At 49.4% G+C, this 23983-nt stretch carries 22 protein-coding genes; 16 read left to right on the forward strand and 6 right to left on the reverse strand.

The window, feature by feature from the left end; translation table 11 throughout:
- The first annotated feature begins 60 nt into the window (after nucleotides 1-60).
- The 7 genes from MHB80_RS02260 (at nucleotide 61) to MHB80_RS02290 (ending at nucleotide 8155) form a co-directional block, all read left to right on the forward strand.
- Nucleotides 61-2337, forward strand: a complete 2277-nt coding sequence (locus MHB80_RS02260; RefSeq protein ID WP_341280644.1) for a glycoside hydrolase family 3 C-terminal domain-containing protein — start codon at nucleotides 61-63, stop codon at nucleotides 2335-2337.
- A gap of 37 nt (nucleotides 2338-2374) precedes the next feature.
- Nucleotides 2375-3745, forward strand: coding sequence for an MFS transporter (locus MHB80_RS02265; RefSeq protein WP_341280645.1), 1371 nt, complete (start codon nucleotides 2375-2377; stop codon nucleotides 3743-3745).
- Between the two features lie 254 nt (nucleotides 3746-3999).
- On the forward strand, nucleotides 4000-4260 hold the full coding sequence (locus MHB80_RS02270) for an HPr family phosphocarrier protein (protein ID WP_341280646.1): 261 nt from the start codon (nucleotides 4000-4002) through the stop codon (nucleotides 4258-4260).
- Nucleotides 4261-4623: 363 nt separating this feature from the next.
- Nucleotides 4624-5445: an AraC family transcriptional regulator gene (locus tag MHB80_RS02275; RefSeq protein WP_341280647.1), complete on the forward strand. Its 822-nt coding sequence runs from the start codon at nucleotides 4624-4626 to the stop codon at nucleotides 5443-5445.
- A 108-nt stretch (nucleotides 5446-5553) separates the two neighbouring features.
- Complete coding sequence (locus MHB80_RS02280) at nucleotides 5554-6543, forward strand: aldo/keto reductase (RefSeq protein ID WP_341280648.1); 990 nt, start codon at nucleotides 5554-5556, stop codon at nucleotides 6541-6543.
- 18 nt (nucleotides 6544-6561) lie between these two features.
- The gene (locus MHB80_RS02285) at nucleotides 6562-7578 is read left to right on the forward strand and encodes a hypothetical protein (protein WP_341280649.1); all 1017 of its coding nucleotides are present in this window, start codon (nucleotides 6562-6564) and stop codon (nucleotides 7576-7578) included.
- A 385-nt stretch (nucleotides 7579-7963) separates the two neighbouring features.
- Nucleotides 7964-8155 carry a hypothetical protein gene (locus tag MHB80_RS02290; protein ID WP_341280650.1) on the forward strand — a complete coding sequence of 64 codons (192 nt, stop codon included), beginning with the start codon at nucleotides 7964-7966 and terminating at the stop codon, nucleotides 8153-8155.
- A 438-nt stretch (nucleotides 8156-8593) separates the two neighbouring features.
- Here the strand turns inward: MHB80_RS02290 and MHB80_RS02295 are convergent, their stop codons facing one another.
- Nucleotides 8594-9421, reverse strand: coding sequence for a hypothetical protein (locus MHB80_RS02295; RefSeq protein ID WP_341280651.1), 828 nt, complete (start codon nucleotides 9419-9421; stop codon nucleotides 8594-8596).
- Nucleotides 9422-9708: 287 nt separating this feature from the next.
- Here MHB80_RS02295 and MHB80_RS02300 point away from each other — a divergent pair, with 287 nt between their 5' ends.
- Nucleotides 9709-9840: a hypothetical protein gene (locus MHB80_RS02300; RefSeq protein ID WP_341280652.1), complete on the forward strand. Its 132-nt coding sequence runs from the start codon at nucleotides 9709-9711 to the stop codon at nucleotides 9838-9840.
- A 69-nt stretch (nucleotides 9841-9909) separates the two neighbouring features.
- Here the strand turns inward: MHB80_RS02300 and MHB80_RS02305 are convergent, their stop codons facing one another.
- The 3 genes from MHB80_RS02305 to MHB80_RS02315 form a co-directional block, all read right to left on the reverse strand.
- Nucleotides 9910-10752: a 1,4-dihydroxy-6-naphthoate synthase gene (locus MHB80_RS02305; protein ID WP_341280653.1), complete on the reverse strand. Its 843-nt coding sequence runs from the start codon at nucleotides 10750-10752 to the stop codon at nucleotides 9910-9912.
- Nucleotides 10749-11399, reverse strand: a complete 651-nt coding sequence (locus MHB80_RS02310) for a futalosine hydrolase (protein WP_341280654.1) — start codon at nucleotides 11397-11399, stop codon at nucleotides 10749-10751. Before MHB80_RS02310 ends, MHB80_RS02305 begins: the two co-directional genes overlap by 4 nt.
- 196 nt (nucleotides 11400-11595) lie before the next feature.
- Nucleotides 11596-11811, reverse strand: coding sequence for a hypothetical protein (locus MHB80_RS02315; RefSeq protein ID WP_341280655.1), 216 nt, complete (start codon nucleotides 11809-11811; stop codon nucleotides 11596-11598).
- A 293-nt stretch (nucleotides 11812-12104) separates the two neighbouring features.
- Here MHB80_RS02315 and MHB80_RS02320 point away from each other — a divergent pair, with 293 nt between their 5' ends.
- From MHB80_RS02320 to MHB80_RS02355, 8 genes are all read left to right on the forward strand, one after another.
- Nucleotides 12105-13187 carry a lactonase family protein gene (locus MHB80_RS02320; RefSeq protein WP_341280656.1) on the forward strand — a complete coding sequence of 361 codons (1083 nt, stop codon included), beginning with the start codon at nucleotides 12105-12107 and terminating at the stop codon, nucleotides 13185-13187.
- A gap of 79 nt (nucleotides 13188-13266) precedes the next feature.
- Nucleotides 13267-14241 (forward strand): aminoglycoside phosphotransferase family protein, encoded by a 975-nt coding sequence (locus tag MHB80_RS02325; protein WP_341280657.1) that lies wholly within the window; start codon nucleotides 13267-13269, stop codon nucleotides 14239-14241.
- A 77-nt stretch (nucleotides 14242-14318) separates the two neighbouring features.
- The gene (locus MHB80_RS02330; protein WP_341280658.1) at nucleotides 14319-14972 is read left to right on the forward strand and encodes an SGNH/GDSL hydrolase family protein; all 654 of its coding nucleotides are present in this window, start codon (nucleotides 14319-14321) and stop codon (nucleotides 14970-14972) included.
- A gap of 579 nt (nucleotides 14973-15551) precedes the next feature.
- On the forward strand, nucleotides 15552-16268 hold the full coding sequence (locus tag MHB80_RS02335) for an ABC transporter ATP-binding protein (protein ID WP_341282836.1): 717 nt from the start codon (nucleotides 15552-15554) through the stop codon (nucleotides 16266-16268).
- Nucleotides 16265-17626 carry an ABC transporter permease gene (locus MHB80_RS02340; RefSeq protein ID WP_341280659.1) on the forward strand — a complete coding sequence of 454 codons (1362 nt, stop codon included), beginning with the start codon at nucleotides 16265-16267 and terminating at the stop codon, nucleotides 17624-17626. The genes MHB80_RS02335 and MHB80_RS02340 overlap by 4 nt, the downstream gene beginning before the upstream one ends.
- Before the next feature lie 64 nt (nucleotides 17627-17690).
- Nucleotides 17691-18773 (forward strand): efflux RND transporter periplasmic adaptor subunit, encoded by a 1083-nt coding sequence (locus MHB80_RS02345; RefSeq protein ID WP_341280660.1) that lies wholly within the window; start codon nucleotides 17691-17693, stop codon nucleotides 18771-18773.
- 246 nt (nucleotides 18774-19019) lie between these two features.
- Nucleotides 19020-20105 carry a cation diffusion facilitator family transporter gene (locus MHB80_RS02350; protein WP_341280661.1) on the forward strand — a complete coding sequence of 362 codons (1086 nt, stop codon included), beginning with the start codon at nucleotides 19020-19022 and terminating at the stop codon, nucleotides 20103-20105.
- A 211-nt stretch (nucleotides 20106-20316) separates the two neighbouring features.
- A complete protein-coding gene (locus MHB80_RS02355) occupies nucleotides 20317-20829 on the forward strand; it encodes a C40 family peptidase (RefSeq protein WP_341280662.1) in 513 nt (170 codons plus the stop codon).
- Between the two features lie 71 nt (nucleotides 20830-20900).
- On the opposite strand, the gene MHB80_RS02360 is transcribed toward MHB80_RS02355, so the two are convergent.
- Both MHB80_RS02360 and MHB80_RS02365 read right to left on the reverse strand, forming a co-directional pair.
- Entirely contained in the window at nucleotides 20901-22127 is a 1227-nt protein-coding gene (locus MHB80_RS02360) for an MFS transporter (RefSeq protein WP_341280663.1), read from the reverse strand.
- Nucleotides 22128-22218: 91 nt separating this feature from the next.
- Nucleotides 22219-23808: a sensor domain-containing diguanylate cyclase gene (locus MHB80_RS02365; RefSeq protein ID WP_341280664.1), complete on the reverse strand. Its 1590-nt coding sequence runs from the start codon at nucleotides 23806-23808 to the stop codon at nucleotides 22219-22221.
- Nucleotides 23809-23983: the final 175 nt, after the last annotated feature.

Below are 23983 nucleotides of genomic sequence, written 5' to 3' on the forward strand. Positions count from 1 at the left end.
TTTTTCTGTGGGACAGAACAGGGACTCATCATCACCTATATCGAATTGGAGGTTTTTACATTGACGAGAAACATTCAGGATATCGTAGCTCAAATGACGCTGGAGGAAAAGGCAGGGCTTTGCTCGGGTCTGGACTTCTGGCATTTGAAAGGTGTCGAGCGTCTAGGCGTACCTTCCATTATGGTAACGGATGGACCACACGGCTTGCGTAAGCAGCAAACGGGTGCGGATCATCTAGGGATTTTCGACAGCGTACCGGCAACCTGCTTCCCTTCCGCTGCAGGACTTGCCTGCTCATGGGATGAAGAGCTGATTGGCAAAGTCGGCGTCGCGCTTGGTGAAGAATGCCAGGCCGAAGATGTTGCCGTCCTGCTTGGGCCAGGCGTGAACATTAAGCGTTCCCCACTATGTGGACGCAATTTCGAATATTTTTCTGAAGATCCGTTTTTGTCCTCCGAGATGGCGGCAGGTCATATCAACGGTGTACAAAGCCAAGGCGTCGGAACGTCGCTCAAGCATTTTGCGGTAAACAATCAGGAGCATCGCCGGATGTCGACCGATGCGGTCGTCGATGAGCGCACGCTTCGTGAAATTTATTTGGCAAGCTTCGAGGGCGCAGTGAAGAAAGCGCAGCCTTGGACGGTTATGTGCTCGTACAATCAAGTGAATGGCGCCTTTGCTTCCGAGAATGTAAAGCTGCTTACGGATATTTTGAAGGATGAATGGGGCCATGAAGGTTTTGTCGTTTCCGATTGGGGCGCAGTTAATGAGCGTGACCTGTCGCTTGCAGCAGGCATGGAGCTGGAAATGCCCGCAAGCAACGGCGTAGGCGAGAAAAAAGTACTTGATGCGATCGGCAATGGCACTTTGACTGAGGAAGCACTGGACCGTGCCGTAACTCGTCTGCTTCGCATTATTTTCAAATCGGTGGATGAGAAAGTCAAGGATGCTACGTATGACAAAGACGCGCATCACCAGTTGGCTAGAACGGTTGCTAGCGAGAGCATGGTATTGCTGAAAAATAAAGGCGGCTTGCTTCCGCTTGCGAAAAACAGCCGTGTAGCGGTTATCGGCGCTTTCGCCGAGAAACCAAGATTCCAAGGCGGCGGCAGCTCCCATATCGTACCGACAAAGCTGGATAACCCAGTCGAAGAAATTAAAACGCTCGTTAGCGATGCATCGGCTGTTGTTTATGCGCAAGGCTATCACGCAGGTGATGATGCGCTTGATGAAGCGCTGATCGAAGAAGCGAAGCTTGCTGCAAGCGAGGCGGAGGTTGCTGTTATTTTTGCCGGCCTGCCTGATCGTTATGAATCAGAAGGATATGATCGCGAACATCTCAACCTGCCTGAAAATCAAAATAAGCTGATTGAAGCTGTTGCCAGCGTTCAAAGCCGCGTCGTAGTTGTATTACTCAATGGATCGGCAGTGCTGCTGCCATGGCTGGATCAAGTAGATGCAGTGCTTGAAGGTTATCTTGGCGGTCAAGCTGTTGGCGGAGCCGTAGCAGATTTGCTGTTTGGAGAAGTGAATCCATCCGGCAAGCTGGCAGAGACATTCCCGCTGAAGCTGAGCGACAACCCTTCATTCCTGAATTTCCCAGGTGAAGGCGACCGCGTTGAATACAAAGAAGGTATTTTCGTAGGCTACCGTTATTATGACAAAAAGGAACTAGATGTTCTGTTCCCATTTGGATTTGGTCTGAGCTACACGACGTTTGCTTACAGCGATTTGTTGCTAAGCGCGGCCAGCATCAAGGATACAGACGAGGTTGAAATAACGGTTAATGTAACCAATACAGGCAGCGTAGCAGGCAAAGAGGTTGTACAGCTTTATGTGAAGGATGTTGCAAGCACGGTCAATCGCCCAGAGAAAGAGCTGAAAGGCTTTAAGAAGGTTGCACTCGCACCTGGCGAGACAAAGACGGTAAGCTTTGTGCTGAATAAGCGCTCCTTTGCCTACTACAATGTAGACATTAAGGATTGGCATGTGGAAAGCGGTGAATTCGCGATTTTGGTGGGACATTCCTCGCAGGAAATCGTTCTTGAAGCGACACTTGCAGTTGAATCTACTGTTAAATTGAAAAAGCATTATTCGCAAAATACGACGCTTGGCGATCTGTATAACAACGAAGAAGCAACGGCTATTCTGCAGCCATATATGAAAAAGTTCCAAGAAAACAGCCCGCTCGCCAGCGTAGATGAAGATGATGCCCATGCGGAAATGATGGTTAAAATGATGCAATACATGCCGCTTCGCAACCTGATGGCATTCGGTGGCGATGCCTTCACCAAAGACATGCTGGACCAATTAATTGTAGAGTTGAACAGCTTATAAATTAGCGTTAAAGCCAGGTACATGAGGAGAATATGCGATGAGTGCGAATCAGACAGCAAGTGGCGTTCAAGACGACGCATACCACAAAGTAAGATGGTCGGAACGAATTGGTTATGGTTTTGGTGATGCAGCCAGCAACCTTATCTTCACAGGAGCAGCAACGTTTCTAACGTATTATTATACGGACGTCATGGGACTTGCCGCAGGCGCAATTGGAACGATGATGCTGATAGCCCGTATATTGGATGCCTTCCTTGACGTCGGTGTAGGGGCATTGGTAGACAAAACGAAAAATAAGCATGGTAAAGCACGTCCATGGCTGCTATGGATGATGATCCCGTTTGCCGCTTCAGGCGTACTGCTCTTTACTTTCCCGGATGTAGGACCAGGCGGAGCCCTCGTCTATGCCTATGTCACTTATTTGCTCATGAACTTTATTTACTCGTTCATTAACATTCCTTATGGGGTGTTGAACTCGCTTATTACGCAAGACGGTTACCAGCGCTCGGTGCTCAACATCGTTCGTATGCTTGGTGCGCTTGCAGGGGCAATCGGTGTCAGCTTCGCTACTCAGCCACTGGTACAAGCATTTGGCGGCGGGGAAAAAGGCTGGATTTTAACCTTCTCCCTGTATGGCGTTCTGTCGCTCTTTATGTTCTACATCACTTTTAAATCGACGCGTGAGCGCGTAAAACCATCCGTGTCCCAAAAAGAAATTCCTTTCAAGCAAGGCTTGGGAGCGTTATTCCGCAATAAATATTGGGCGATTATGCTGATGTTTGCTGTCATTGTGTATACAAACAACGGCATGAGTGGATTGAACATTTATTACGCACAATATTTGCTGAAGGATGCTGGATTGCTGGGTATTCTCAGCTTTGCCGGATTGATTCCAATTGCAATTGGTTTGTTCTTGATTGCTCCGATTATTAAAAGGTATGGTAAACGGAACGTTGCAATTGTCGGAAGCTTTATTATGATTTTAGGCTCGCTAGTCGTATTGATTGATCCAACGAATGTAACCTTTGTTATTCTTGGATTGGTAATCAAGGCGCTTGGTATGACGCCAATCATTGGTACGATTTTTGCCATGCTGGCAGATACCGTAGAATACGGCGAATGGAAAACAGGCGTACGTACAGAAGGGCTCGTATACAGTGCAGGAAGCTTTGGTACAAAAGCAGGCAGTGGTCTTGGCGCAGCCATTATTGGCTGGGGGCTGGCGATTGGCGGCTATATTGGCGGACAAGAATCGATTAGCTCTGCCGCAAGCGGTGCGATTCACTTCATGTTTATTTACTTGCCGATTATTTTGGCGGTTATCCAGATTGTCATCCTGTATTTCCATAAGCTCGATAAATTGTATCCGCAAATTGTTGCTGATCTGAAGGCTGTTAATAAAGGTTAATAAGAGGTAATAAACAATTATTTTATAAGTTGAACGTAAGAAAGCGATGGGGAGTGGAGCAACGGAGAGAAAGGTTGGAACTGGAGAGAGCGATAGCGTCCGCCTTTGTTTTCAGATTTCATCCTCAAAGAGGAATAAAAGAAAGAAATCAGAAAACAACAGCGGCTGGAAGTCCAACCTTTCTCGCAGTTGCGATCATAGCCCCATGCTAATCAATTGTTCAACTTATAAAGAATGAAAGGTGCTGGAAAACGATGAAATCACATGACACGTTAACGAAACAAAATGGCTTTAATGTGTTGTTTGCGAAAGAATTCACGACGCTTGCATCTTCTTTCGAATCCGAGATCCGCGTCATTTGGCAAGCGAAAAACATTATTTCCGATGGCAAAAGCATTTTGGGCCTAATGGCGCTTGATATTATGAAGGGCACCCCGATTAAGCTTACTGCTGAAGGTCCAGATGAGGATCAGGCGATCGAGAAATTGGCTGCTTTATTCGAAAGCCACGAATAAGGAATGCACGCGTTCAGCAAAGCAGAGAAAATAGTACAGTAAATAAACCATAAAAGCAGGGAGAGGAAAACCTCACTCTGCTTTTTTTATTGAATTTAATTGAAATCGAATGACAATTATATTTTTTAAATTAATCATTGTTTAATATGGTCGAAAAGGGCATTTATTATTAAAAAATGGCATCCGTTTAATTGTGTCAGATGTTTGAAAACTGTGCTATTATTATCGGAAAGCACCCAAAAAGCAGCGCCCCCACTATAGGGGCTGTTTTTTTATAGAGAAATCATGAGTGGTATTGCCTTGTTGCAGCGGTCGTTCGCCACATCACGATGCAAGATAGCGTAGAGAGGGATGAAGGTCATCATGGCAGTGTTTCAGTATAATCCGGAGCGTCCCTTTCGTGATGACCCGGATATGTATTTGCTTTATTGGGGCAAAGAGGCTTGTAAGCCTTGCCATCTCGTAGGGCCGATTGTTAGGGAAAACTTTAAAATGCATTTTATCCATAGAGGAAAAGGGACTGTGAAGGTGGCGGGCAAAACCTACACGCTGACAGCCGGACAAGCATTCCTCATTTATCCGCAGGTGCTTATTTCCTATGAATCGGACGAGGAGGACCCTTGGACGTATTCCTGGATCGGTTTTTTTGGAGAGCAGGCGGCCCAAATTATCGCTCGGACAGCGATTACGCCAGAAAACCCCGTATTTCCCATGGATATGAAGCTGATGCCAACGTTGTATGATCAGTTAACGGAAGCGGTCGCCCACCGAGCCAGCAGTGAATTGCGCCTTCAAGCTATTTTGTATGAGTTTTTGTCGCTGCTTGTCGAGTTCGTTCCTTTAACGGACAGCAATAGCAGTAATGCCGCGCGCAAGCAGGAAGCCTACATTCACCGAAGCATGGAGTTTCTACACGCCCATTACAGTGAACGAATTACGATGGAGCAGCTTGCTGATGTGCTCGGTCTGGATCGCAAATATTTGTCTTTTCTGTTCAAAGAGGCTGTAGGCATGCCGCCACAGCAGTATTTGCTTAACTATCGCATGAATAAAGCCTGTGAGCTGCTCGGCAAGGGCATATACAGCATCAGTGAGGTGGCGCGTTCCGTAGGGTATCAAGATGCGCTGCTTTTTTCTAAAATGTTCAAAAAGGTAAAGGGAACACCTCCGCGCAATTTTGAATAGCTCATTAAAAAAAGACATTATTCCATAAATATCATCCTTGCTGACATAGGATTCATAGTCGTTTCCCGCTACAATAGGTTTATATTCAACCTGAGGGGGAACAAATGAATGAGCTATTTGGCAAGTCATAATCGATATGACACTATGACATATAATCGAAGTGGAAGAAGCGGACTGAAGCTGCCCGCTATTTCGTTAGGGCTGTGGCATAATTTTGGCGGTATTGATTCGGTAGAGAAGGGCAGAGAAATGGTAAGACGGGCATTCGACCTCGGAATAACACATTTCGACCTGGCGAATAACTACGGTCCGCCTCCGGGCTCGGCTGAGCAAACGTTCGGCAGCATTTTGAAAGCGGACTTTGCAGCTTACCGCGATGAGTTGATCATTTCGACCAAAGCCGGTTACGGCATGTGGGAAGGGCCTTATGGCGATTTTGGCTCCAAAAAATATTTGGTGTCCAGCCTTGACCAAAGCTTGAAGCGGATGGGACTCGATTATGTTGATATATTCTATCATCACCGTCCAGATCCAAATACGCCGCTGGAAGAAACGATGGCTGCGCTTGACCTGATTGTGCGCCAAGGAAAGGCGCTGTATGTCGGCCTGTCCAACTATAAGCCGGAGCAGACGCGTGAGGCATCGCGCATTTTGAAGCAGTTGGGCACACCTTGTCTGATTCACCAGCCAAGCTACTCAATGATTAATCGCCATGTTGAGGATGGTTTGCTGGATGTGCTGGACGAGGAGGGTATTGGCTCCATCGTATTCTCCCCGCTTGCGAAGGGCATGCTGAGCGATCGCTATTTGAATGGCATTGCTCCGGATTCTCGCGCGGCTGGCCCAAGCGTATTTTTGCGCCCAGAGGAAATTACCGATGAGCTTATCGCTAAGCTGCGCCAACTGAATGAACTGGCGGCTGGCCGTGGCCAGAAGCTGTCGCAAATGGCACTCGCATGGGTACTGCGTGGCGGAAGAGTGACTTCTGCGCTTATTGGTGCAAGTAAAGTCAGCCAGATTGAGGATGCCGTTCAGGCGCTTGCTGTTGCTCATTTCACCGATGAAGAGCTGACGCTGATCGATCAGATTTTGCAATAGGCATAGGGAGATGAGGCAATGGCTATAAAGGCGCAAGCATTCATCCATCGAGTGCTGCTGACGCTTAAGGCACATCTTGTAGAGGATGCCGATGGTGTCTATTATGAGCGTTTCCTTCATGCGGACAAGCAGGCAGGCCGAACTGATGTTTATGGAACGGCAGATGCCGCCAATCTGTTATACACGGTTAACGGAATGCCGGAGCTGGAGGCGGATAAAGCCGCCTGGGTAAAGGAACTGCAAAGCTTTCAGGAGCAAGGCAGCGGCATGTTCCGCGGGCTTTACCATAATGAGCTGCATAGCGCGGCTTTCGCAATATCGGCTCTAGAGCTTTTTGATGGAAAGCCACTCTATCCGCTTCAGAAATTTGCAGCCTATAGAAGCAAAGAGGGGCTTTACGAATTGCTGGAGCAGCTGGATTGGATACAGCAGCCTTGGGGAGAATCGCAGAAGGGTTCTGGCGTCTTCGCAAGTCTGGTGCTCGCGCAGGAAGTAGACTCTGTGTGGGAAACCTGGTACTTCGACTGGTTGAAGGAGCAGGCAGATCCGGCAACGGGCTTGTGGCGTAAAGGCTGCATTGTCGATGGAGATGGCGAGCTGCGTGGTGCGCCGCTGTTTCATCATTTGGCCGGCAGCTTTCATTACCTGTTTAATATGGCTTATCGCAATCAGCCGATTCCATATGTGGAGGCGCTGGTCGATACTTGCATCGCCTTGTTCCGCAGCAAGCAGTGGGAGCAGCCGAAGGAGCAGCTTTCTTTTTTCGAAATCGATTGGGTATACGTGCTGGGGAGCTGCCTGAAGCAAACCGATTATCGACGGGATGAAGTGCTGGCTGTTATTCGTGAATCGGCAGCACCGTTCCTTGCCTATATCGAGAAATTGGGAGAACAATCGCCAGCAGAGCCGTTTGAAGACCTGCATTCGCTATGCGGCGCCGTAAGCGGCCTTGCAGTCATTCAACAGCTGGCACCCGAGCTTGTCCTTACTGATCGCCCGCTCCAGCTTGTATTGGATCGCAGGCCGTTCATTTAACGGTCTGTCTATTGAGCTTTTAATTTCTTTTATGTTTCGGTTTCTTCTACGGCATTTTGTGAAGACTTCCGAAAATTTTGTGGAAAAAAAGAGAGACGAATGCATAGTGCCGTGAAACCTTTGGAAAATGGGTTTCACGGCTTTTTTACATTCTTTATTGAAAAAAAACTTGATGAGCAGGAGTTGAGTTTGACTCTTGCTTTTGTTTATCAAGCAAGCGGGAGTAAATAACGAAGAAATAGAATTGTGAGAGAAGCTGCAAATGTATCTACTAATCCAGTTTGAAAACTTTAAAAATTTTGGAATTTTTGGTAAGATTGTGGAGGTCTTTCGCGATTTTACTTTCAGTTAAGAAAACTAAAAAGATGATTAGGAGCGTGTAATAATGACAAGATTTCGTAAGAAAATTAGCTTTTTACTACTGTGTCTTGTAATAGTATTACCTACAATCGCTTCAGCAAGCACCAATAGTGGGGATGGTGCTGTAAGCGCTCTAGATGAGAGTGCATTCTATGACGCAGCAGGTAATATAATTGAGGTGTTAGAAGAACGGGTACAGTTGAGTCGATGGAATTAGAATCATGGGAACTGGCAATAACACATTTAACCACATGAAATCGAAAGGTAGAACCTACAGTTTTGTGATTCAGCCTATGCTGACCTCAGGGGTTTCAACCATTTTTGTAGTCGGCGCTCAATACTTGTTCATGTGGTTCGATTATGGACAATTATTCGCGAATGAGTTATTTGTGAAGGGCATTAAATCAGGATGGTATGTTATTTTGTCCCTATTTATAGTAATGTATACTGCACTAGCCATTATAAACGTAATCAGATGGGAATATCATAAGAGAAAATCGAACTAAAACTTATAGCAGCCGCGTCACACGCCGCCGAAGAAGCCTCTCGATTATCGTGAGGCTTCTTCAAGCATAAAACAACATATCGCAAGGCATCTGCACAGCTATGCCGCACGGCATGATCCTGGTCACATTCTAAATTGGGAGAGGCTTTCTTATGAAGAAAGTGATACATTACCCTTCGTAATAATGGCGGCGATCTGTTCCTCGCTGCTGTAGATCGTCTGTTTCTTATCCAAAATGCCTTGCTGCAGCGTCAGTAGTTTAGCGAAGGAGCGCGAAGCTGCTGCGGTATCGCCTTTCTTCACGGACTGGGTCAATAGCTTGCCTTCGGCCGTTATAAGCTTGCGGCTGCTGGATATGCTGCTTTTGGCAGAACGGATCTTAATGCGCTGTGAGGAAGCTGTCTCTAATATGGCGCGTGTCTGCTTCGCTTTCAGCACTGTGGCGGCCTTAAGCTTGCTGTAGGCCTCGGTTTTATTTTTAATATCCAGCTTGGCGAGCTGGACGGCTTGCTTCGTTTGCGCCAGCTGTGCCTTCAGCACGGCATTCAGCTCCTTGCTTTGCAGCAGCTTGGCGGCTTCCTGCTGCTTTCGCAGCGAAGCATACAGGTCAAAGAGCGGCTGATAGCGCTCCTTCGTCTGCTTAACGTCAGCCGCCAGCTGGGCAAGCTTCTCCTCATTCAACTGCTTGATGCGCTGCCGGATGGCAACAAGCGCTTCTTCATTGCGATAGTGGCTGGCGGTGATTTTCCCCTCCCAAGTGTCTTCCTGCTGCTGGGCGGACAGCAGGCTGTCGTATTGCTTCTTGAGCTGGGAGGCTGACGCGGAGTCGGCACTAGCGGTCAGCTTGTCGAAGGCTGTCTGAACGGTCGGCGAAAAGGGCAAGATCGATGTGGCAGCGGTGGAGACAGATGGCAGCGTTAAAAATAAGGATAATGCGATAAGGCTGGTAAACAGATGCAGCGGCTTGAAAATAAACAAAGTGGAGCCCTCCTTTAAAATGATGGTAATCAAGCGAAAAAGAAAAGACGTTGAAGGGCAGCGATAGAGGGCATAGTCCCGAATGTACGCAAAAAAGCACCCGCAAGAAGGACGCCTGAGGCGTCTTCTCTTACGGGTGCTTCCATCGTAAGCCGCTGCTATTCAAATAATTATTTCCAAATATACTAAAAGGAAGGCCATTCGTCAAGCTCTTTCGGAAGGGCTGTTCCCCCTGCCCATTCTCCTGTATGATAGTAGGAAAAGAGACGAAAGGGAGGACGCGGCGAATGAATGTACCTATAGGCGTTTGGATTTTTGCCGGAATAATCGTTATTTTGCTGACATGGATGACACTTTGGGTAACGAAAAAAGCGTATTCGAAAAAATGGGACGATTCCGATCAGGATATAGGGACGTAGATCGACGAGCCCACATTTTCACAAGGAGTGTGCGTCACAAGTCACACGTCGCAATAGCCTGTTCTTAAGCTAAGGCTGAAATTTCAGCAGCTCAGGATCGATGGCAGGAACGAGCCCTTCCTGCGCAGCGCGGTTCAGCAGCGTCGTAATTGCCTCGTAACCGCTATGGCCAAGGTTGGCAGTGAAGTCATTCACGTATAGATCAATGTGCGCCTTCGCAACGGCCGCGTCCATCTCTTGGGCATGCTGCATGACGTATTCGCGAGGCGCCTCGGGATTGGCCCATGCATAAGCGACTGAAGCCTGAATCCACTTCGTAATGGCAGGCAGATCGAGTGAGCGGCGGGCGATGATGGCTCCGAGCGGTATAGGCAGTCCCGTGTCGGATTCCCACCAGCTGCCCAGATCCGTCATCATGGATAGGCCAAAGCTTGGATACGTGAAACGCGCCTCATGGATGACAAGGCCAGCATCAATATGTCCGTCGCGAACGGCAGGCATAATTTCATGGAATGGCATGATGACGATATCGCCTACCCCTCCTGGAACGTGCTTAGCGGCCCAAAGCCTGAACAGCAAATAAGCAGTGGAACGGTCGCTTGGCACCGCTACGCGTTTGCCTGACAACGCTGCCGCATCTGTGCGGGTTCCGGCTGTCAAGACGAGCGGGCCGCAGCCTCTGCCGAGCGCACCGCCGCATGGAAGCAGGGCATAATCTTCCAGCACCCATGGGAGGGCAGCGTAGGAAACTTTCAGCACATCAAGCGGGCTGTCGCCACTGGCTGCCAGACGATTGGTGATGTCGATATCGGCATACGTAATTTCCAGCTCTGGTGCATCCGGGATAAGCCCATGCGCCCAAGCGTGAAAGACGAAAGTATCATTCGGACATGGAGAAAAAGCGATTTTCATACAAGCACCTCCAATAGTGTGGAGCCCGCAGCTTCCAAAGCCTGCAAAGCTTCGCCAATTCGCCATGCACTTCGGTCCCTTGGGCCGATAGCATTCGAAATGGCGCGTATTTCAAGAACGGGAATGCCGAAGCTTTGTGCCGCTGTTGCAACGCCAAAGCCCTCCATCGCTTCAGCGGCGGCGCGAGGAAAGCGCTCACTCAGCACCTGGGCGGTAGCAGCAGTTCCGGTGACGGTCGACAACGTTAAAATGGGAGCCAGCGCTGCAGCAAGCCCAGTCTGAGCAAGTGCTGCGGCAATAGCTGCGGCTTGTACATTAGTCGCGATTGTAGAAGAACCGAAGCCGAGTGTGTCCAGACTGCTGAAGCCGTCTTGTGTCTCTGCTCCGAGATCGGCGGCAATGATAGCATCGGCAATGACGAGCGAGCCCACGGCTGCCCGGCCTTCGAATCCTCCGGCGATGCCCATGCAAATGACAAGATCGTAGCTGCCCCGTGTGAGAGCAAGTGTCGTGCGGACAGCGGCTTCCGCTGGGCCAACTCCGGCTTCTGTCACATGAAAGCGCGGGCTGTTTTGCAAGCCCCTACACACCGCATCCTTCTCGGCAGTGACGGGGGTCATAATTAAAATATTTGGGCCGGCATCCATCAGGTGCAATCTCCTTTAACGGAAAAATTTCGCACCATCATGCGGGAGCAGATTGCATCTACGGCCGCATAATGCTGCGAAAAGCTAGGGTTAATGCTTTTTCCAAGCTTATTACTTAATTATAGTACGGTTTCAGACGTAAGGAAAGGCGAGCGCTTTCCCGGCTGCGGGCCATGAATGAGCCGCTGACAAGCGGCTATTTGCGTTTCATTTCAAAAAACTCGCATTGCTCACGGGAAAAATAAGTAATATCGCTGACACTCGTTTGAATGACGACCTGCGTATCGTCGAAACGGACGATGTTTCCGCCAGAGCACACAATATAATCATTTTCAAAGACGCGCAGCCGAAGCTCCCGCTGAAGTGCCTCCTCGAAATCCGCATCCGTTATCAATTTACGGTTTATCGCCATCCTCAGACTCCTTTGCCCATTAAAATTAAACCTTATAAAAGCGGCATGCCCTAGCGCTATGATAGACCAGCTAGCGGCCCGTTGCAACAATGTGCCTCATATTCAGCCGTTTATTCAAATGGGATAAAAACCGCCTTAACAGCACTTGGTTTGTGCATTGACTGCTAGTACAATAGGAGGGAAAGCTTTAATGCGGGAAAGCTGGCAAGGCAAGCGGCAAGCTCCGCTGCCATAACGTCGGCCATTACACGCAGCGGGGCAGGTCCCGCTAATTTGAAGGAGGAATATAAATCGTGTCTGTACATAATGAACGAGTTGTCGTATTTGTCGGGTCCTATGCAGAGGCTGCGGCAAGCGGCGTATATGCGTATGCTTTTGATGAAAAGGAAGGCAAGCTTTCGCTGCTGGATGAAGTATCGGGCCTTAAAAATCCTACGTTTCTGAATGTGGATATTCCAAGCAAGAGGCTGTATGCCATTGCAGAAGGAGTATCCGCAGCAGGCGACAAAGTCGGCGATGCTGTAGCTTTTGCCATCGATACGGATAAAACAGCATTGACCGAGCTTAACCGCAGCGAAGCCATTACGGCTCCGGCTTGCCACATTCAACGCGATCCATCCAATCGCTACTTGCTGCTGTCAAGCTACCATGGCGGCAGAATCAGCCTTGTTGTGCTGACGGACAATGGCGAGGTGGGAGAGCTGCTGGATATCGCTCAGCATACGGGAGTCGGCCAGCACCCGGAGCGCCAAAATCAGCCGCATCCCCACAGCATCCAATTCAGCCCGGACGGCCGCTACCTGTTCTCGCCGGATCTGGGCATTGACCGCATTATGGCTTATCGCATTGATAATCAAGCGCACAAGCTGGTTTTCCATGGGGAAACATTGCTTCATGCAGGCGCTGGCCCGAGGCATATGGCTTTTCACCCGAATGGGCAATTTGCTTATGTTATTAATGAGGTAGATTCGACGATTACTGCGTTCCGTTACGATGCTGAGGCAGGCACGCTTGCGACGCTGGCAACCGTTCCAACGCTGCCGTCTGATTTTGATGGTGAAAATACATGCGCTGAAATTGCCGTCTCCGAGGATGGCAAATATGTATATGGCTCGAATCGCGGGCACGACAGCTTCGTAGTGTACGCCATTAATGAAGCAGACGGCAAGCTTACCCTTGCTGGTCATGTGCCGATTGAGGGCGAGCATCCACGCCATTTTGCTTTTGTGCCGGGCGGCCAATATATAATCGCGGCTAACCGCGATACGAATAATTTGGCTGTATTCCGCATAGATGTGGCAACAGGGCTGCCTGTGTATACCGGACATTCCGTTACGGTATCTGGGCCGGTGTATGTGCAGCCGGTGTTAGTATAACAGCAGGAAATAGTTGAGGTGGACGTGCCTTGAACATGCCTTGAATGCGGCGACAAGCGGAAAAGAGAGGTCAGCGGAGATGAAATGGCCATCAGCATGGGTGCAGACTGTCAAAAGCGTACATGGAGAACGCGGCGAGAAGTGGCTGGCTGAGCTGGATTTGCTGCTGGCAAGCTGTGCGGAGCGGTGGGAGCTGCGGCTGGCGGATCACACGCCGTATGAGCTGACCTTTAATCTGGTGCTTCCGGCGCTGCGGAAGGACGGGAGCGAGGCTGTGCTGAAGCTGGGCGTGCCGTCAGGGGAAAGCCGGACGGAGCTGGCAGCGCTTCAGCTATATGAAGGGCGCGGAGCGGTTCGCCTGCTGGCATCGGATGCGGAGCGCGGCGTTATGCTGCTGGAGCGGCTGAGGCCGGGACAGCTGCTCTCGGAAGTGGCAGACGATGCGGCGGCCGTCCGCATCGCTGCGGAAGTGATGCGTAAGCTGGCTGTGCCAGCAGCGGACGCAGTGGCTGCAGGGGAAGCGGCCGGAGGCGTGAGCTTCCCTACGGCTCTGCAGTGGGCGCGCGGGCTGGAGCGGCTGCGCCAGCGCTATGATGGCGGCACTGGGCCGCTGCCGGAGCCGCTCGCCCGGCAGGCGCAGCTGACCTTCGGCCAGCTATTTGCAACGGGCAAGAGCGAGCCGCAGCTGCTGCTGCATGGCGACCTGCATCAGGGCAATATTTTGTCCGCCGTGCGTGATGGGGAAGCGTCTGCCAGCTGGCTGGCGATTGATCCCAAAGGTGTCATCGGCGAGGCGGCTTATGGCGTCATTCCGCTGCTGATGAATAAGCTGCCTGAGACATGGGCGGAGCGAATCAAGCTGCTGCGTAATCGCGTCCATATCCTCAGCGAGGCCCTGTGCCTCAAGCCGGAGCGTGTTCTCGCCTATGGCTTCAGCCATATGGTGCTATCCGCAGCATGGTGCGTCGAAGATGGGGTTGGTGATAGCGCTGCTGCTCTTGAAACAGCTGCTTGCTTTGCAGAACTGCAGCGTGAGGAGCCGGGGCTTGAATAGGCAACAGAGCAGAGCATTTCAATATTGCAACCGAACATGCATCATTTTTTTATCCACTATTAAGGAGTTGGGACGAGATGAGCGAGCAGCAATTGACCGTTTTATTTCAAGGGGATTCCATTACAGATGGTTCGCGAGGGCGCAATGATGATTTAAATCATATTTTAGGCCATAGCTATCCGTATTTAATTGCCTCACGCCTTGGCTATGAATTGGCGGAGAAAGCTCCCCATTTCATTAATAGGGGCATTAGCGGCGATCGGGTCTCTGACTTGTACGCTAGGTGGAACGAGGATACCCTCAGCTTGAAGCCGGATATACTCAGTATTTTGGTTGGTGTCAATGATGCGGGGCGCACGATGTCTGGCGAAGCGAGCGGCGCAACAGACCGTTTCGAGCGTGCTTACCGGCATTTGCTGGAGGAGACAACCGAGGTGCTGCCACAGACGCGGCTTGTTCTTGTCGAGCCCTTCATCCTGAAAACTGGCGTGCCGTTGGAGCGCTGGGAAGAGTGGCAGCAAATCATTAAGGGATATCAGGAAAAAACAGCTGCTTTGGCGGCAGAGTATAATGCGGTTCTTGTACGCGTGCAGCATGTATTCGACAAAGCAAGCGAAGTGACCGGCGCGGCCTACTGGCTTTGGGATGGCGTTCATCCTACAGCGGCGGGGCATGAGCTGCTCGCCCGCGAGTGGCTGTCTACGGTGCAAAACAGCAGCTTAGCGATTTAATAGCAAAAATGATATTTTTGAACCCGTCCGCTTTTTACTGCGTATAGATTTGTAGGATCGGAGCAGTTGGCAGCTAGGCGGCTTAATAGGCAGATGCAGCCGTGAATAAGCATCCCCGTTTCGCTAGAAATTGGGGATGCTTTTCTTTTATTTTGCAGAAAAGAGTATACAGGCATGTCTAAAATAGCAATTTTAAGATGAAAAGCATCATTTCGCATGTCTAAGTAACTAATTTGTAACTACTTTTTATGAGGAAAGGAATAAAATTCATGTAGCTTTTTGAGAAATAGGAAGCATTGGCAGCGGTATTGTCCTTTTACAGAGGTTATAGTACGATTGAAAAAGCAAGGATAATTATGGAATATAGATCAGTTAAAGCAATAAGCGCTTTGGCTGTATTTTGTGCAGCAGTAGTTGCCGCCAGAGGAGTGCGACAGCCGTTTACGCTTGAAATATAGGAAAGTATATGGTTTTTCATCCTTTCTCTATATTTCATCGCGAAACGGTAGCTTTGCCGCCAGAAGAGGGCGACAGCCGTTTACGCTTGATAGAGTTAGAGAGACAAGGGGAGTGGAGCAATTGCTTCGTGTAGAGGGCTTGTCCCATGCATTTAAGAATGGAAATGAGACGACGCGCGTTCTTCAACAGATCGATTTTCGCGTAAATAAAGGGGATATGGTTGCGCTGCTGGGCAGTTCAGGCTCGGGAAAGTCGACGCTGCTGAATTTGATGGCGGGACTGATGAAGCCGACGGAGGGCAGCATTTACATTGCCGATCAAAATATCGTAAATATGAATGAAAACAAGCTGGCGGAGTTTCGCCGTGAGCATATCGGGTTTATTTTTCAAGCGTATGAGCTCATTCCGAACTTGACGGTTCGTGAAAATATCGAGCTGCCGCTCGTGTTTCAATCGACGCGCCCTTCAATTCGCAAGCAGAAGGCGTTAAAGCTGCTGGAGCAGGTCGGCATACCGGATAAAGGGGAAATGTTTCCTTCCCAGCTGTCGGGCGGACAGCAGCAGCGTGTCAGTATTGCGCGCTCGCTCATTACAGAGCCATCGGTCATTTTCGCTGATGAGCCTACGGGGAATTTGGATACGAAGACGGAAGAGGAGATTTTGGCCATTCTCAAGCATTTGAACAAAACGATGAACACGACCTTTATTATCGTTACGCATGAGCGCGAGGTTGCACAGCAGACCCAGCACATTATTACGCTTCGCGATGGGCTGCTGGAAAAATCGTCGCCTGCTGTCGAGTTAGAAAAGCTTCCGGTAGAGGAGGCTGTCCATTGAGAGTAAGCGATCTTACAAGGCTGTCATGGGATCAGGTCAGACGGCGTAAAGTAGTTACCATGCTGTGTGCAGCCGGCCTGTCGATTGGCTGTGCCGCTATTATTTTGGCGATGAGCATTGGGGAATCTACGCAGAAAATTGTCGAAACCCAGCTCACGAGCTATTTGAAAATGGATGAAATTACGGTTATGCCGGATAATGGCGCATCCGCCGGTCCCGGAAGCCAAAGCACGGCAAGCGATGAAGTGAAAAATCGGGGCAAGCTTTCTGAACAAAAGGTCGAAATTATGCGAAATATTAAGCATGTCAAGGCCGTAGCGGCTATGCAGCAGCTTAACTACATGCAAATGGTAACTTCGGACGATAAACAGGCGTATGCCCAAATTATTGGAACGGATCTAAACAGTCTGGAAGCCTTCGGCAATACGTATTGGCAGGGCTCGGCATCAGATGCTCCAAACTCTGTCGTATTAAGCTATGGTACGACGCTTGGATTAATGAATCAAGAAGAGCAGAATAAATTGTTTGAAGCCATGAATCTAAATCCAAGCGATCCAGCACTGCAAGAGCAATACAATACGATGATGATTACACCATCCGCCTTGTACCAGAATCAGATTCAGCTGGTGAACTACGATCAGGATAACAAGCAAAAGATAAGCGAGGGCCTTCGAGTTGTAGGGGTATTGAAGAAGCCTAAAGGTGTATCCGATATACAAATTGCCAATGACCGCAAAATTTACGTTTCAATTGAAACGGCGAACAAGCTGCGAGAGCAGCTGATGCAAAGCAGCGGTGAGGAGACGGCTAACGATACCTATAATCAAGTTACGGTCAAGGTGGATGCTGAGGAAAATGTGAAGCAGGTGGAGGAGCAAATTAAGAAGCTCACCTTGAACACCCAATCCAATCTGTTGCAAAAGGAGCGCCTAGAAGAGCAATTCGCTGTGTTCAAAAGCATCGCAGTAGGAGCAGGCGTATTCATTCTCATAATCGCTTCGATTTCCATCATTGTAGCGATGACGATGTCCACATACCAACGGCGCCGTCAAATCGGCATTATGAAGGTGCTCGGTGCCAATCTGGCGCAAATCCGCAATATGTTTATTGTAGAGGCAGCCTTGCTTGGATTGCTTGGCGGACTGCTTGGCGTTTTATTTTCATACTGGATCGTATGGGGAATTAATGCCCTTATTTTATCGATGTCTACCGGCGAGGAGAATATGTCTATCTTTATTCCGTTGACCGCTATTCCGGTCGGATTAGCGTTTGCCGTGATGACGGGCATTATATCGGGGATATACCCGGCAGTCAGCGCTTCGCGTACCGATGCATTGACCGCAATCAAGAGAGATTAGAGAAGGTCATGCGCTATTGTCAGGGCATGTCTGAGCCAGCGAGCAACCAGGGGGAGAAGAAGAGATGAAGAAAAAGATTAAATGGATCATCATCGGGATTGTTCTAATCGGAATAAGCGTGGTGCTTTACTCCATGTCGAAGCCGCCGGAGATGGTCGATATGTCGGGCGATTCACAGGCCATTACATTTCAGGTGACCAAGGGGACGCTCGTCAATACGATTCAGGTTAAGGGCAAGTCGCTATATGAGCAGGAAACGTCAGTCTATGCGCCTTTCAGCTCCAAGGTGACGCAGTGGAAGGTAAAGGACGGACAGCAGGTAAAAAAGGGCGAGGTATTGTTCACGCTTGACCAGACCGAGCTGCAAAATCAGATTACGCAGGAGGAAGCTGAGCTTCATAAGGCTGATCTAGAGGCGCAGCTGCAAGCTTTTGTAACGAATACGGAAGATGAGCTTGGCATGCTTGAGGCTACGGAGGTTGAGCGCAAGAAGGCGCTGGCTGCCAAGGAAATGGCCCGTTTGACGCAGGAGCTGAACGATGTGAAGGAATCGATTGGGCGCAAAGCGCTGACGCAAAAGCGGCTGAAGCTGAATGAAGCTCAGTATCGTTCGCCGGGCGATGGCATTTTTCTATTTGATCAAGCGGCTAAGCAGCTGCAGGCTGTTGGCGACAACCAGTTGATCGGCAAAATTGTAGATTTGAACAAGCTGCAATTCACTGCCCTTGTCGGGGAGCAGGATGTGTTCCGTATCAAGTCGGACATGCAGGTCAAAGTGAAGATGACAGCGATGAAGGATATTGTGCTTGACGGCAAAGTGCTGCGGGTATCCAAATTTGCGAAAACCGGCACCGATCAAAACAGCCTCAATCAAGCTGCACAATTCGAGGTTGTAATTTCGCTTGAGCCGAGCGAATATTTAATCGCAGGACTGTCGCTTACCGGCAATATTGAGACGAGCCGTAAGGAGAACGCATTGGCCCTCCCGTCCATTGCTATTATGAGCGATCAGGCTTCGTCTTATGTCATGCTGGAAAAAGGCGCAGGCCAATATGAGCGTCAGGACATCAAGGTCGGAATGTCAGCGGGAGATAAGGTGGAAGTGCTGGAAGGCTTGAAGGAAGGCGACGTTGTTTCCTTGCAATAAATAGGTAGCCCGGGTGTGCGCGTCTAAGCTTGAAAAAGCTGGGCTGCGCACACTCGTTTTTTTATTGGAAGCGTGGTGCGCAAGGGAAGGAATGCTTTGGGCAAGAGTGGAGAAAAATAAGGCGGTACGCTAGTTGACAAAAGTGTCCAGCTGGTTCATTATATAATATATGAATACATGCTCATATGTTAGTTTATTTGAAAAAGCGAATGGCTTCGCTTTTAATAGCAGCAGGAGGTAGAGGATATGGATACAAAGAAAAAGCAACAGCAGGCAGCTGGACGGCAGGACAGTCAAAAATGCGATCATGAGCACAGCAAGGAGCACAGTCATGACCAGGCTGATCACCATGGGCATAGCCACAGCGGAGGTGACCACCATGATCATAATCACGCCCCTGGCCACAGTCACGGCCATGGACACGATCATTCACATGGGCCGGGCGGCCACCATCATTTTGATGTCAATGGCAATAAGGTCGGCTTAATCATTGCACTGTCGATTACAGTCGGAATTATGTTTCTTGAATTTTTCGGCGGCTTATTGACGGGCAGTCTCGCACTGCTTGCGGACTCTGGCCATATGCTGAGCGATGTGAGTGCGCTTATCCTTAGCCTTGTCGCCGTCTGGTTCGCCAGCAAGCCTGCTTCCAAAACGAAAACCTACGGCTTTTACCGCTTTGAAATATTGGCCGCGCTGTTCAACGGGATCGCCTTGTTCGTCATAGCCGGGTTTATTGTATGGGAGGCCTACCATCGCTTGTTCGATCCTCCTGCTGTGGCCAGCGGCTCCATGATGCTCATTGCGCTTGTCGGCCTGCTGGCGAATTTGGCCAGTGCATGGGCTTTAATGCGCAAAGGCGATGTCCATAACAACCTGAATGTACGCAGCGCCTATTTGCATGTTTTGGGCGATGCGCTTGGCTCAGTCGGGGCTGTGCTTGCTGGACTTCTCATCTACTTGTTTGATTGGAATATTGCCGATCCGATTATATCAGTGATTGTGTCGGTGCTTATTTTGCGCAGTGCCTGGAATATTATTAAGCAAACTCTTCATATTCTCATGGAAGGCACACCGCCTTCTATTGATCACGAGAAGGTGAAGCGGGTGCTCGCGGCTATCGAAGGCGTTATAGATGTGCATGATTTGCATATTTGGACGATTACATCAGGACTTGACTCACTGAGCTGCCATTTGCTAGTGGAGGATGACTGTGACAGCCAGCATATTCTGCAGCAGGCGCTTGGGAGAATCGAGCAGCAGTTTGGCATTTCGCATACGACGATTCAGATAGAAAAGTCGCAGATTCAGCATTCTGAGATGAAGGTTTAGCAGGCGGAGCATGAGCTTCTTCGAAAATTGCGCCATTATAATAAAAGTCAAGCAAGAGTGCTTTCATAATTAAAATGGATTTTTAATGAAATGGATTGGGTCAAGGCGCATGTAAGGGTTGTCCTCTCATTGGTAATTGGTGGGGGAAATAGCTGTGGTATGGTATTAGCAGGAATTATACCGCATCTGTTTTTACCAAGGAGGATACATCATGAACAGCACGAAGAAAACCCTTATGGGCAAAACCCTGCTAGGCAAAACGTTACTTAGTATCACGCTAAGCCTATCCGTCGCTTTGACCGGCAGTTTGGCTGTACCAGCAGCAAAGGTAGAGGCCGCAACGTCTTCTACAGCCAGCAGCGTCATTGCAACGGGACAGAAATTTCTGGGCGTTAATTATAAATTTGGGGCAACGGCGGGCAGCACCAGCTCGTTCGACTGCTCATCCTTCACACAATATGTTTTCAAGAAGAACGGCATTACGCTGCCACGCTCCTCGGTGAGCCAATCCAAAGCCGGCAAATATGTATCTAAAAGCAATTTGAAGGCTGGAGATCTGATTTTCTCCGATACGAATAGAGACGGCGTCATTAACCACGTCTCCATTTATATGGGCAATGGCAAGCTGCTGCATACGTATCGGAAAGGACTCGGCGTAACGATTTCTACTTTTTCCGGAAGCACATGGGATAAAACATATGTAACCGCTCGTCGAGTCATATAGTGATTTAGCACCAAAAGCCCCGCCCCTACTGACCGAAGGCCTAGCCTTGTCAGCGGGAGCGGGGCTTTTGGTTATGGACGGGCAGGCTGCTTGCCTGTGTCTACTGCTGCAGTCCTTGCCGAGCCGCCAAGCGCGTGGGTTTTCAGAAACAGGGCAGCCGCAATCAGCATAAGCCCATTGATGATGAACACCCAGCGAATCGGAATGATGCCTCCTAGCACCCCGCCAATGACGGGAGCGAGCATCGTGGCGAACATGGTGCCTGACTGGTTAAGGCTGAAGGCTCGTCCTCTAAAGCTGCTGTCCGTTACCTTGACGATCAAGGCATTAATAGCGGGGTAGACGCTGGCGAAAAACAGCCCATAGACGAATCGCAGTGCACCAAACTCTACGTAATCATTGACGAAAAATTGCAAGCAATTGCCGATCCCGCCGCCGAGAAGTCCAATAAACAACACCTTGGAAAAACCGATCCTTGAACCGATTTTTCCCCACTGCGGTGCGGCAATGAGCGTGGCAATCCCGACCGCCGAGAAGACAATGCCAGACTGCAGGGCGGCTTCACTGCCGCTGACGCCAAGCTGCATGACGTAGACGGTGAGCAGCGGCTCCAGAATCATAACCGAGAACGTTGCAAGTGCGGCCAAAATCAGCAGCGTGGTGAAGGAGCGGTTGGACAGCGCAAGCTTCAAGTCCTCTTTGATGGAGGAGCGGGCGCCCGAGCGGTTAAAATTCTTTTCACGCACGAAGAAGACGGCAATAAGCGCGGCAATAAGAACGATGCACCCCGAGAAAAGGAATGCTTCGCGATTGCCGATGTAATGACTGACGACCCCGCCAATGACGGGGCCGATAATACCGCCTGTCGCGCCGGCTGTCGCCATAATGCCAAGGGCATAGCCGGTTTTCTGCTCCGGCGTGTTGGTGGCGACTAGTGCAATCGCCGCTGGAACAAAGCCGGCAAGCAGGCCTTGGAAAATACGAAGCACGACGAACAAATAAGGGTCATAAATAAAGTAGGTCAACATGTAAAGGACAGCTAGGCTGAACCCTGAGCGAATGAGCATGGGCCTGCGGCCATATTTATCGGCGAGCGAGCCCCAATAAGGTGCAATAAGCGCGCTTGCCAGAAAGGTAATGCCGAAAGAAATACCGGACCAAGCCTCCAGATGCTGGTCAATACCGAGCTCGGTTGAGAGAAACAGCGGAATAAATGGAATGGAGGTGGTGAAAGCCGTACTCGTAAAAAACACGCCAATCCACAATACATATAAGTTTCTTTTCCAAGAAAAATCCATGTGCAGTCACATCCTGTAGGTTCCATCGTTATTTCCATTGTAAACCTATTTTCGAGGGAACACTACTCCAATCCAGTTATTTCCTAAGCGGCTACTCCGAAATGTGACTATGCAAAATCGTTTGATTGCGGCCGCTATGCTTGGCTTCATACAATGCATCGTCTGCTTGCTTGAATATATCGTCTGTCTCTTTTAAACGGGTTGTATTGGAAGCAATGCCGAGTGACAGGGTGACCTGCCTGCCGATTGGCGTAATCGCCTGCTCCATCTGTATTCGCAGCTGTTCGGCCACGTCAAATGCCTCTTCCTCCGACGTGTGCGGCAGGACGATTGTAAACTCCTCGCCTCCGTAACGGAAGCAGTAATCGCCCTCGCGTTTGAGCTCCACCATCTTTGCTGCAAGCAGGCGCAGTACTTCATCGCCCTTCGGATGCCCGAATTCGTCATTAACCGACTTGAAATGATCCAAATCCAGCATAATGACAGAGAATGGAATTTGTCTGAGCTCTAAATCCTCGGTAATCAGCTTGAGCGTCCGGCGGTTCGGAAGTCCTGTGAGGGCGTCCGTTTGCGATTCTTGGAACAGCTCTTCATTTCTCCGCTTCATCTCATGAAAAGCAAGCGCAACGGTGGCATTTAGCTGATTCGCCTCATAGTTCCAGTAAACGCGCGAAGGCAGCGTGTCTGGGATTTGATCCAGCTTAGTCAACTGCGCCGCATAATTCGCCAGCCGGTAGAGTGGAGAGGAAAGCGTGCGCGACAGCCACATGGTCAAAATAAGCAGCAGGAGCACGAACGGCGCTGAAACCTTCAGCATGTCCGTAATGAGATCCCAGCTTTTACTTTCAACGTAGCTAACCGGCGTCTGGGAAATAATTCCCCAATTGATTTCAGGTACGACGGAATAACCTGCAAGAAAGTCGACGCCTTGGCTGTTGATGACCTGCTGTTCCCCGCTTTTTCCCTGCATCAGCTGCTGTACAACGGGATTCATGCTTACATTTGCCAGATGATCCTCCATATTCGGGTGGTAGATTATATTGCCTTCCCCATCCACGACGTAAAAATAAGAGCCGCTGTTGTTCTCGTTTTGCACGCCAAGAATTTCTCGGAAAATATTTTCATACTGCAAATAAATCGATCCCGCCACATATCCCCGATAGGCGCCTTCCCGGCTGAAAATCGGGTGGCTGACCAGTACGATCATCCGATTCGTCGAAGAAATATAAGGCTTGGAAATATGCGGTTTCTGTACTTTAAGCGCAAGCTTCGATTCCTCGGTTGACAGCTTGTGGCCGATTATGCCCAAATTATTAGGGGAGCTGGAGACGATGACGCCTTCAGCATCCACAATAGCAATCGAGTTGAAGTAATGGTTGGTTCCCATGAAAAAATCAAGCTGCGCCAGCACAGCGCCGCTTTCAAGGTCGGCACCCGATAAATAATTCGCTGCGATTTGAAGGCTATGCTTCATAGAGACAACCAGTGATTGTGTCGTTTTGCTAAGATCACCAGCCGTAATGCGATTTAATTCTAGTGTATTATGATATAGAGATTCCCTCTGGGACTTGAAAGCGATAATGACATTGATGACGATGGTAATGAGGACGGACAAAAGCACGATGCAGGAGATGATGGATGCCAGAGTAAAGCCTTTTTTGCGTTTTATTGCGCTGTACATGCTAAACCTCTTCTCGTTGAAATTCTAATAAGTAGTTTATCATTTTTGTGCGAGATTTTCGACATATAATGACAGGCCAGCCGGATGTTTTCTTTGCTTCGGTTCGGTCAGGCATTGCTCCAATTCGAGAGGGACATTATACTGAATGCAGCATTTTGATTAGAAGAAAGCCAGG

Origin of the sequence: Paenibacillus sp. FSL H8-0537, from assembly GCF_038051995.1 — a bacterium.
GTDB lineage: Bacteria > Bacillota > Bacilli > Paenibacillales > Paenibacillaceae > Pristimantibacillus.

Bases quoted from the DNA above. Each gene is read 5' to 3' on its own strand.
- MHB80_RS02275 (WP_341280647.1), top strand. From the start codon at position 4,624: ATGGCAGTGTTTCAGTATAATCCGGAGCGTCCCTTTCGTGATGACCCG.
- MHB80_RS02315 (WP_341280655.1), bottom strand. From the start codon at position 11,811: ATGGCGATAAACCGTAAATTGATAACGGATGCGGATTTCGAGGAGGCA.
- MHB80_RS02325 (WP_341280657.1), top strand. From the start codon at position 13,267: ATGAAATGGCCATCAGCATGGGTGCAGACTGTCAAAAGCGTACATGGA.
- MHB80_RS02350 (WP_341280661.1), top strand. From the start codon at position 19,020: ATGGATACAAAGAAAAAGCAACAGCAGGCAGCTGGACGGCAGGACAGT.
- MHB80_RS02330 (WP_341280658.1), top strand. From the start codon at position 14,319: ATGAGCGAGCAGCAATTGACCGTTTTATTTCAAGGGGATTCCATTACA.
- MHB80_RS02270 (WP_341280646.1), top strand. From the start codon at position 4,000: ATGAAATCACATGACACGTTAACGAAACAAAATGGCTTTAATGTGTTG.
- MHB80_RS02280 (WP_341280648.1), top strand. From the start codon at position 5,554: ATGAGCTATTTGGCAAGTCATAATCGATATGACACTATGACATATAAT.
- MHB80_RS02290 (WP_341280650.1), top strand. From the start codon at position 7,964: ATGACAAGATTTCGTAAGAAAATTAGCTTTTTACTACTGTGTCTTGTA.
- MHB80_RS02345 (WP_341280660.1), top strand. From the start codon at position 17,691: ATGAAGAAAAAGATTAAATGGATCATCATCGGGATTGTTCTAATCGGA.
- MHB80_RS02310 (WP_341280654.1), bottom strand. From the start codon at position 11,399: ATGGATGCCGGCCCAAATATTTTAATTATGACCCCCGTCACTGCCGAG.
- MHB80_RS02355 (WP_341280662.1), top strand. From the start codon at position 20,317: ATGAACAGCACGAAGAAAACCCTTATGGGCAAAACCCTGCTAGGCAAA.
- MHB80_RS02265 (WP_341280645.1), top strand. From the start codon at position 2,375: ATGAGTGCGAATCAGACAGCAAGTGGCGTTCAAGACGACGCATACCAC.
- MHB80_RS02285 (WP_341280649.1), top strand. From the start codon at position 6,562: ATGGCTATAAAGGCGCAAGCATTCATCCATCGAGTGCTGCTGACGCTT.
- MHB80_RS02305 (WP_341280653.1), bottom strand. From the start codon at position 10,752: ATGAAAATCGCTTTTTCTCCATGTCCGAATGATACTTTCGTCTTTCAC.
- MHB80_RS02360 (WP_341280663.1), bottom strand. From the start codon at position 22,127: ATGGATTTTTCTTGGAAAAGAAACTTATATGTATTGTGGATTGGCGTG.
- MHB80_RS02300 (WP_341280652.1), top strand. From the start codon at position 9,709: ATGAATGTACCTATAGGCGTTTGGATTTTTGCCGGAATAATCGTTATT.
- MHB80_RS02365 (WP_341280664.1), bottom strand. From the start codon at position 23,808: ATGTACAGCGCAATAAAACGCAAAAAAGGCTTTACTCTGGCATCCATC.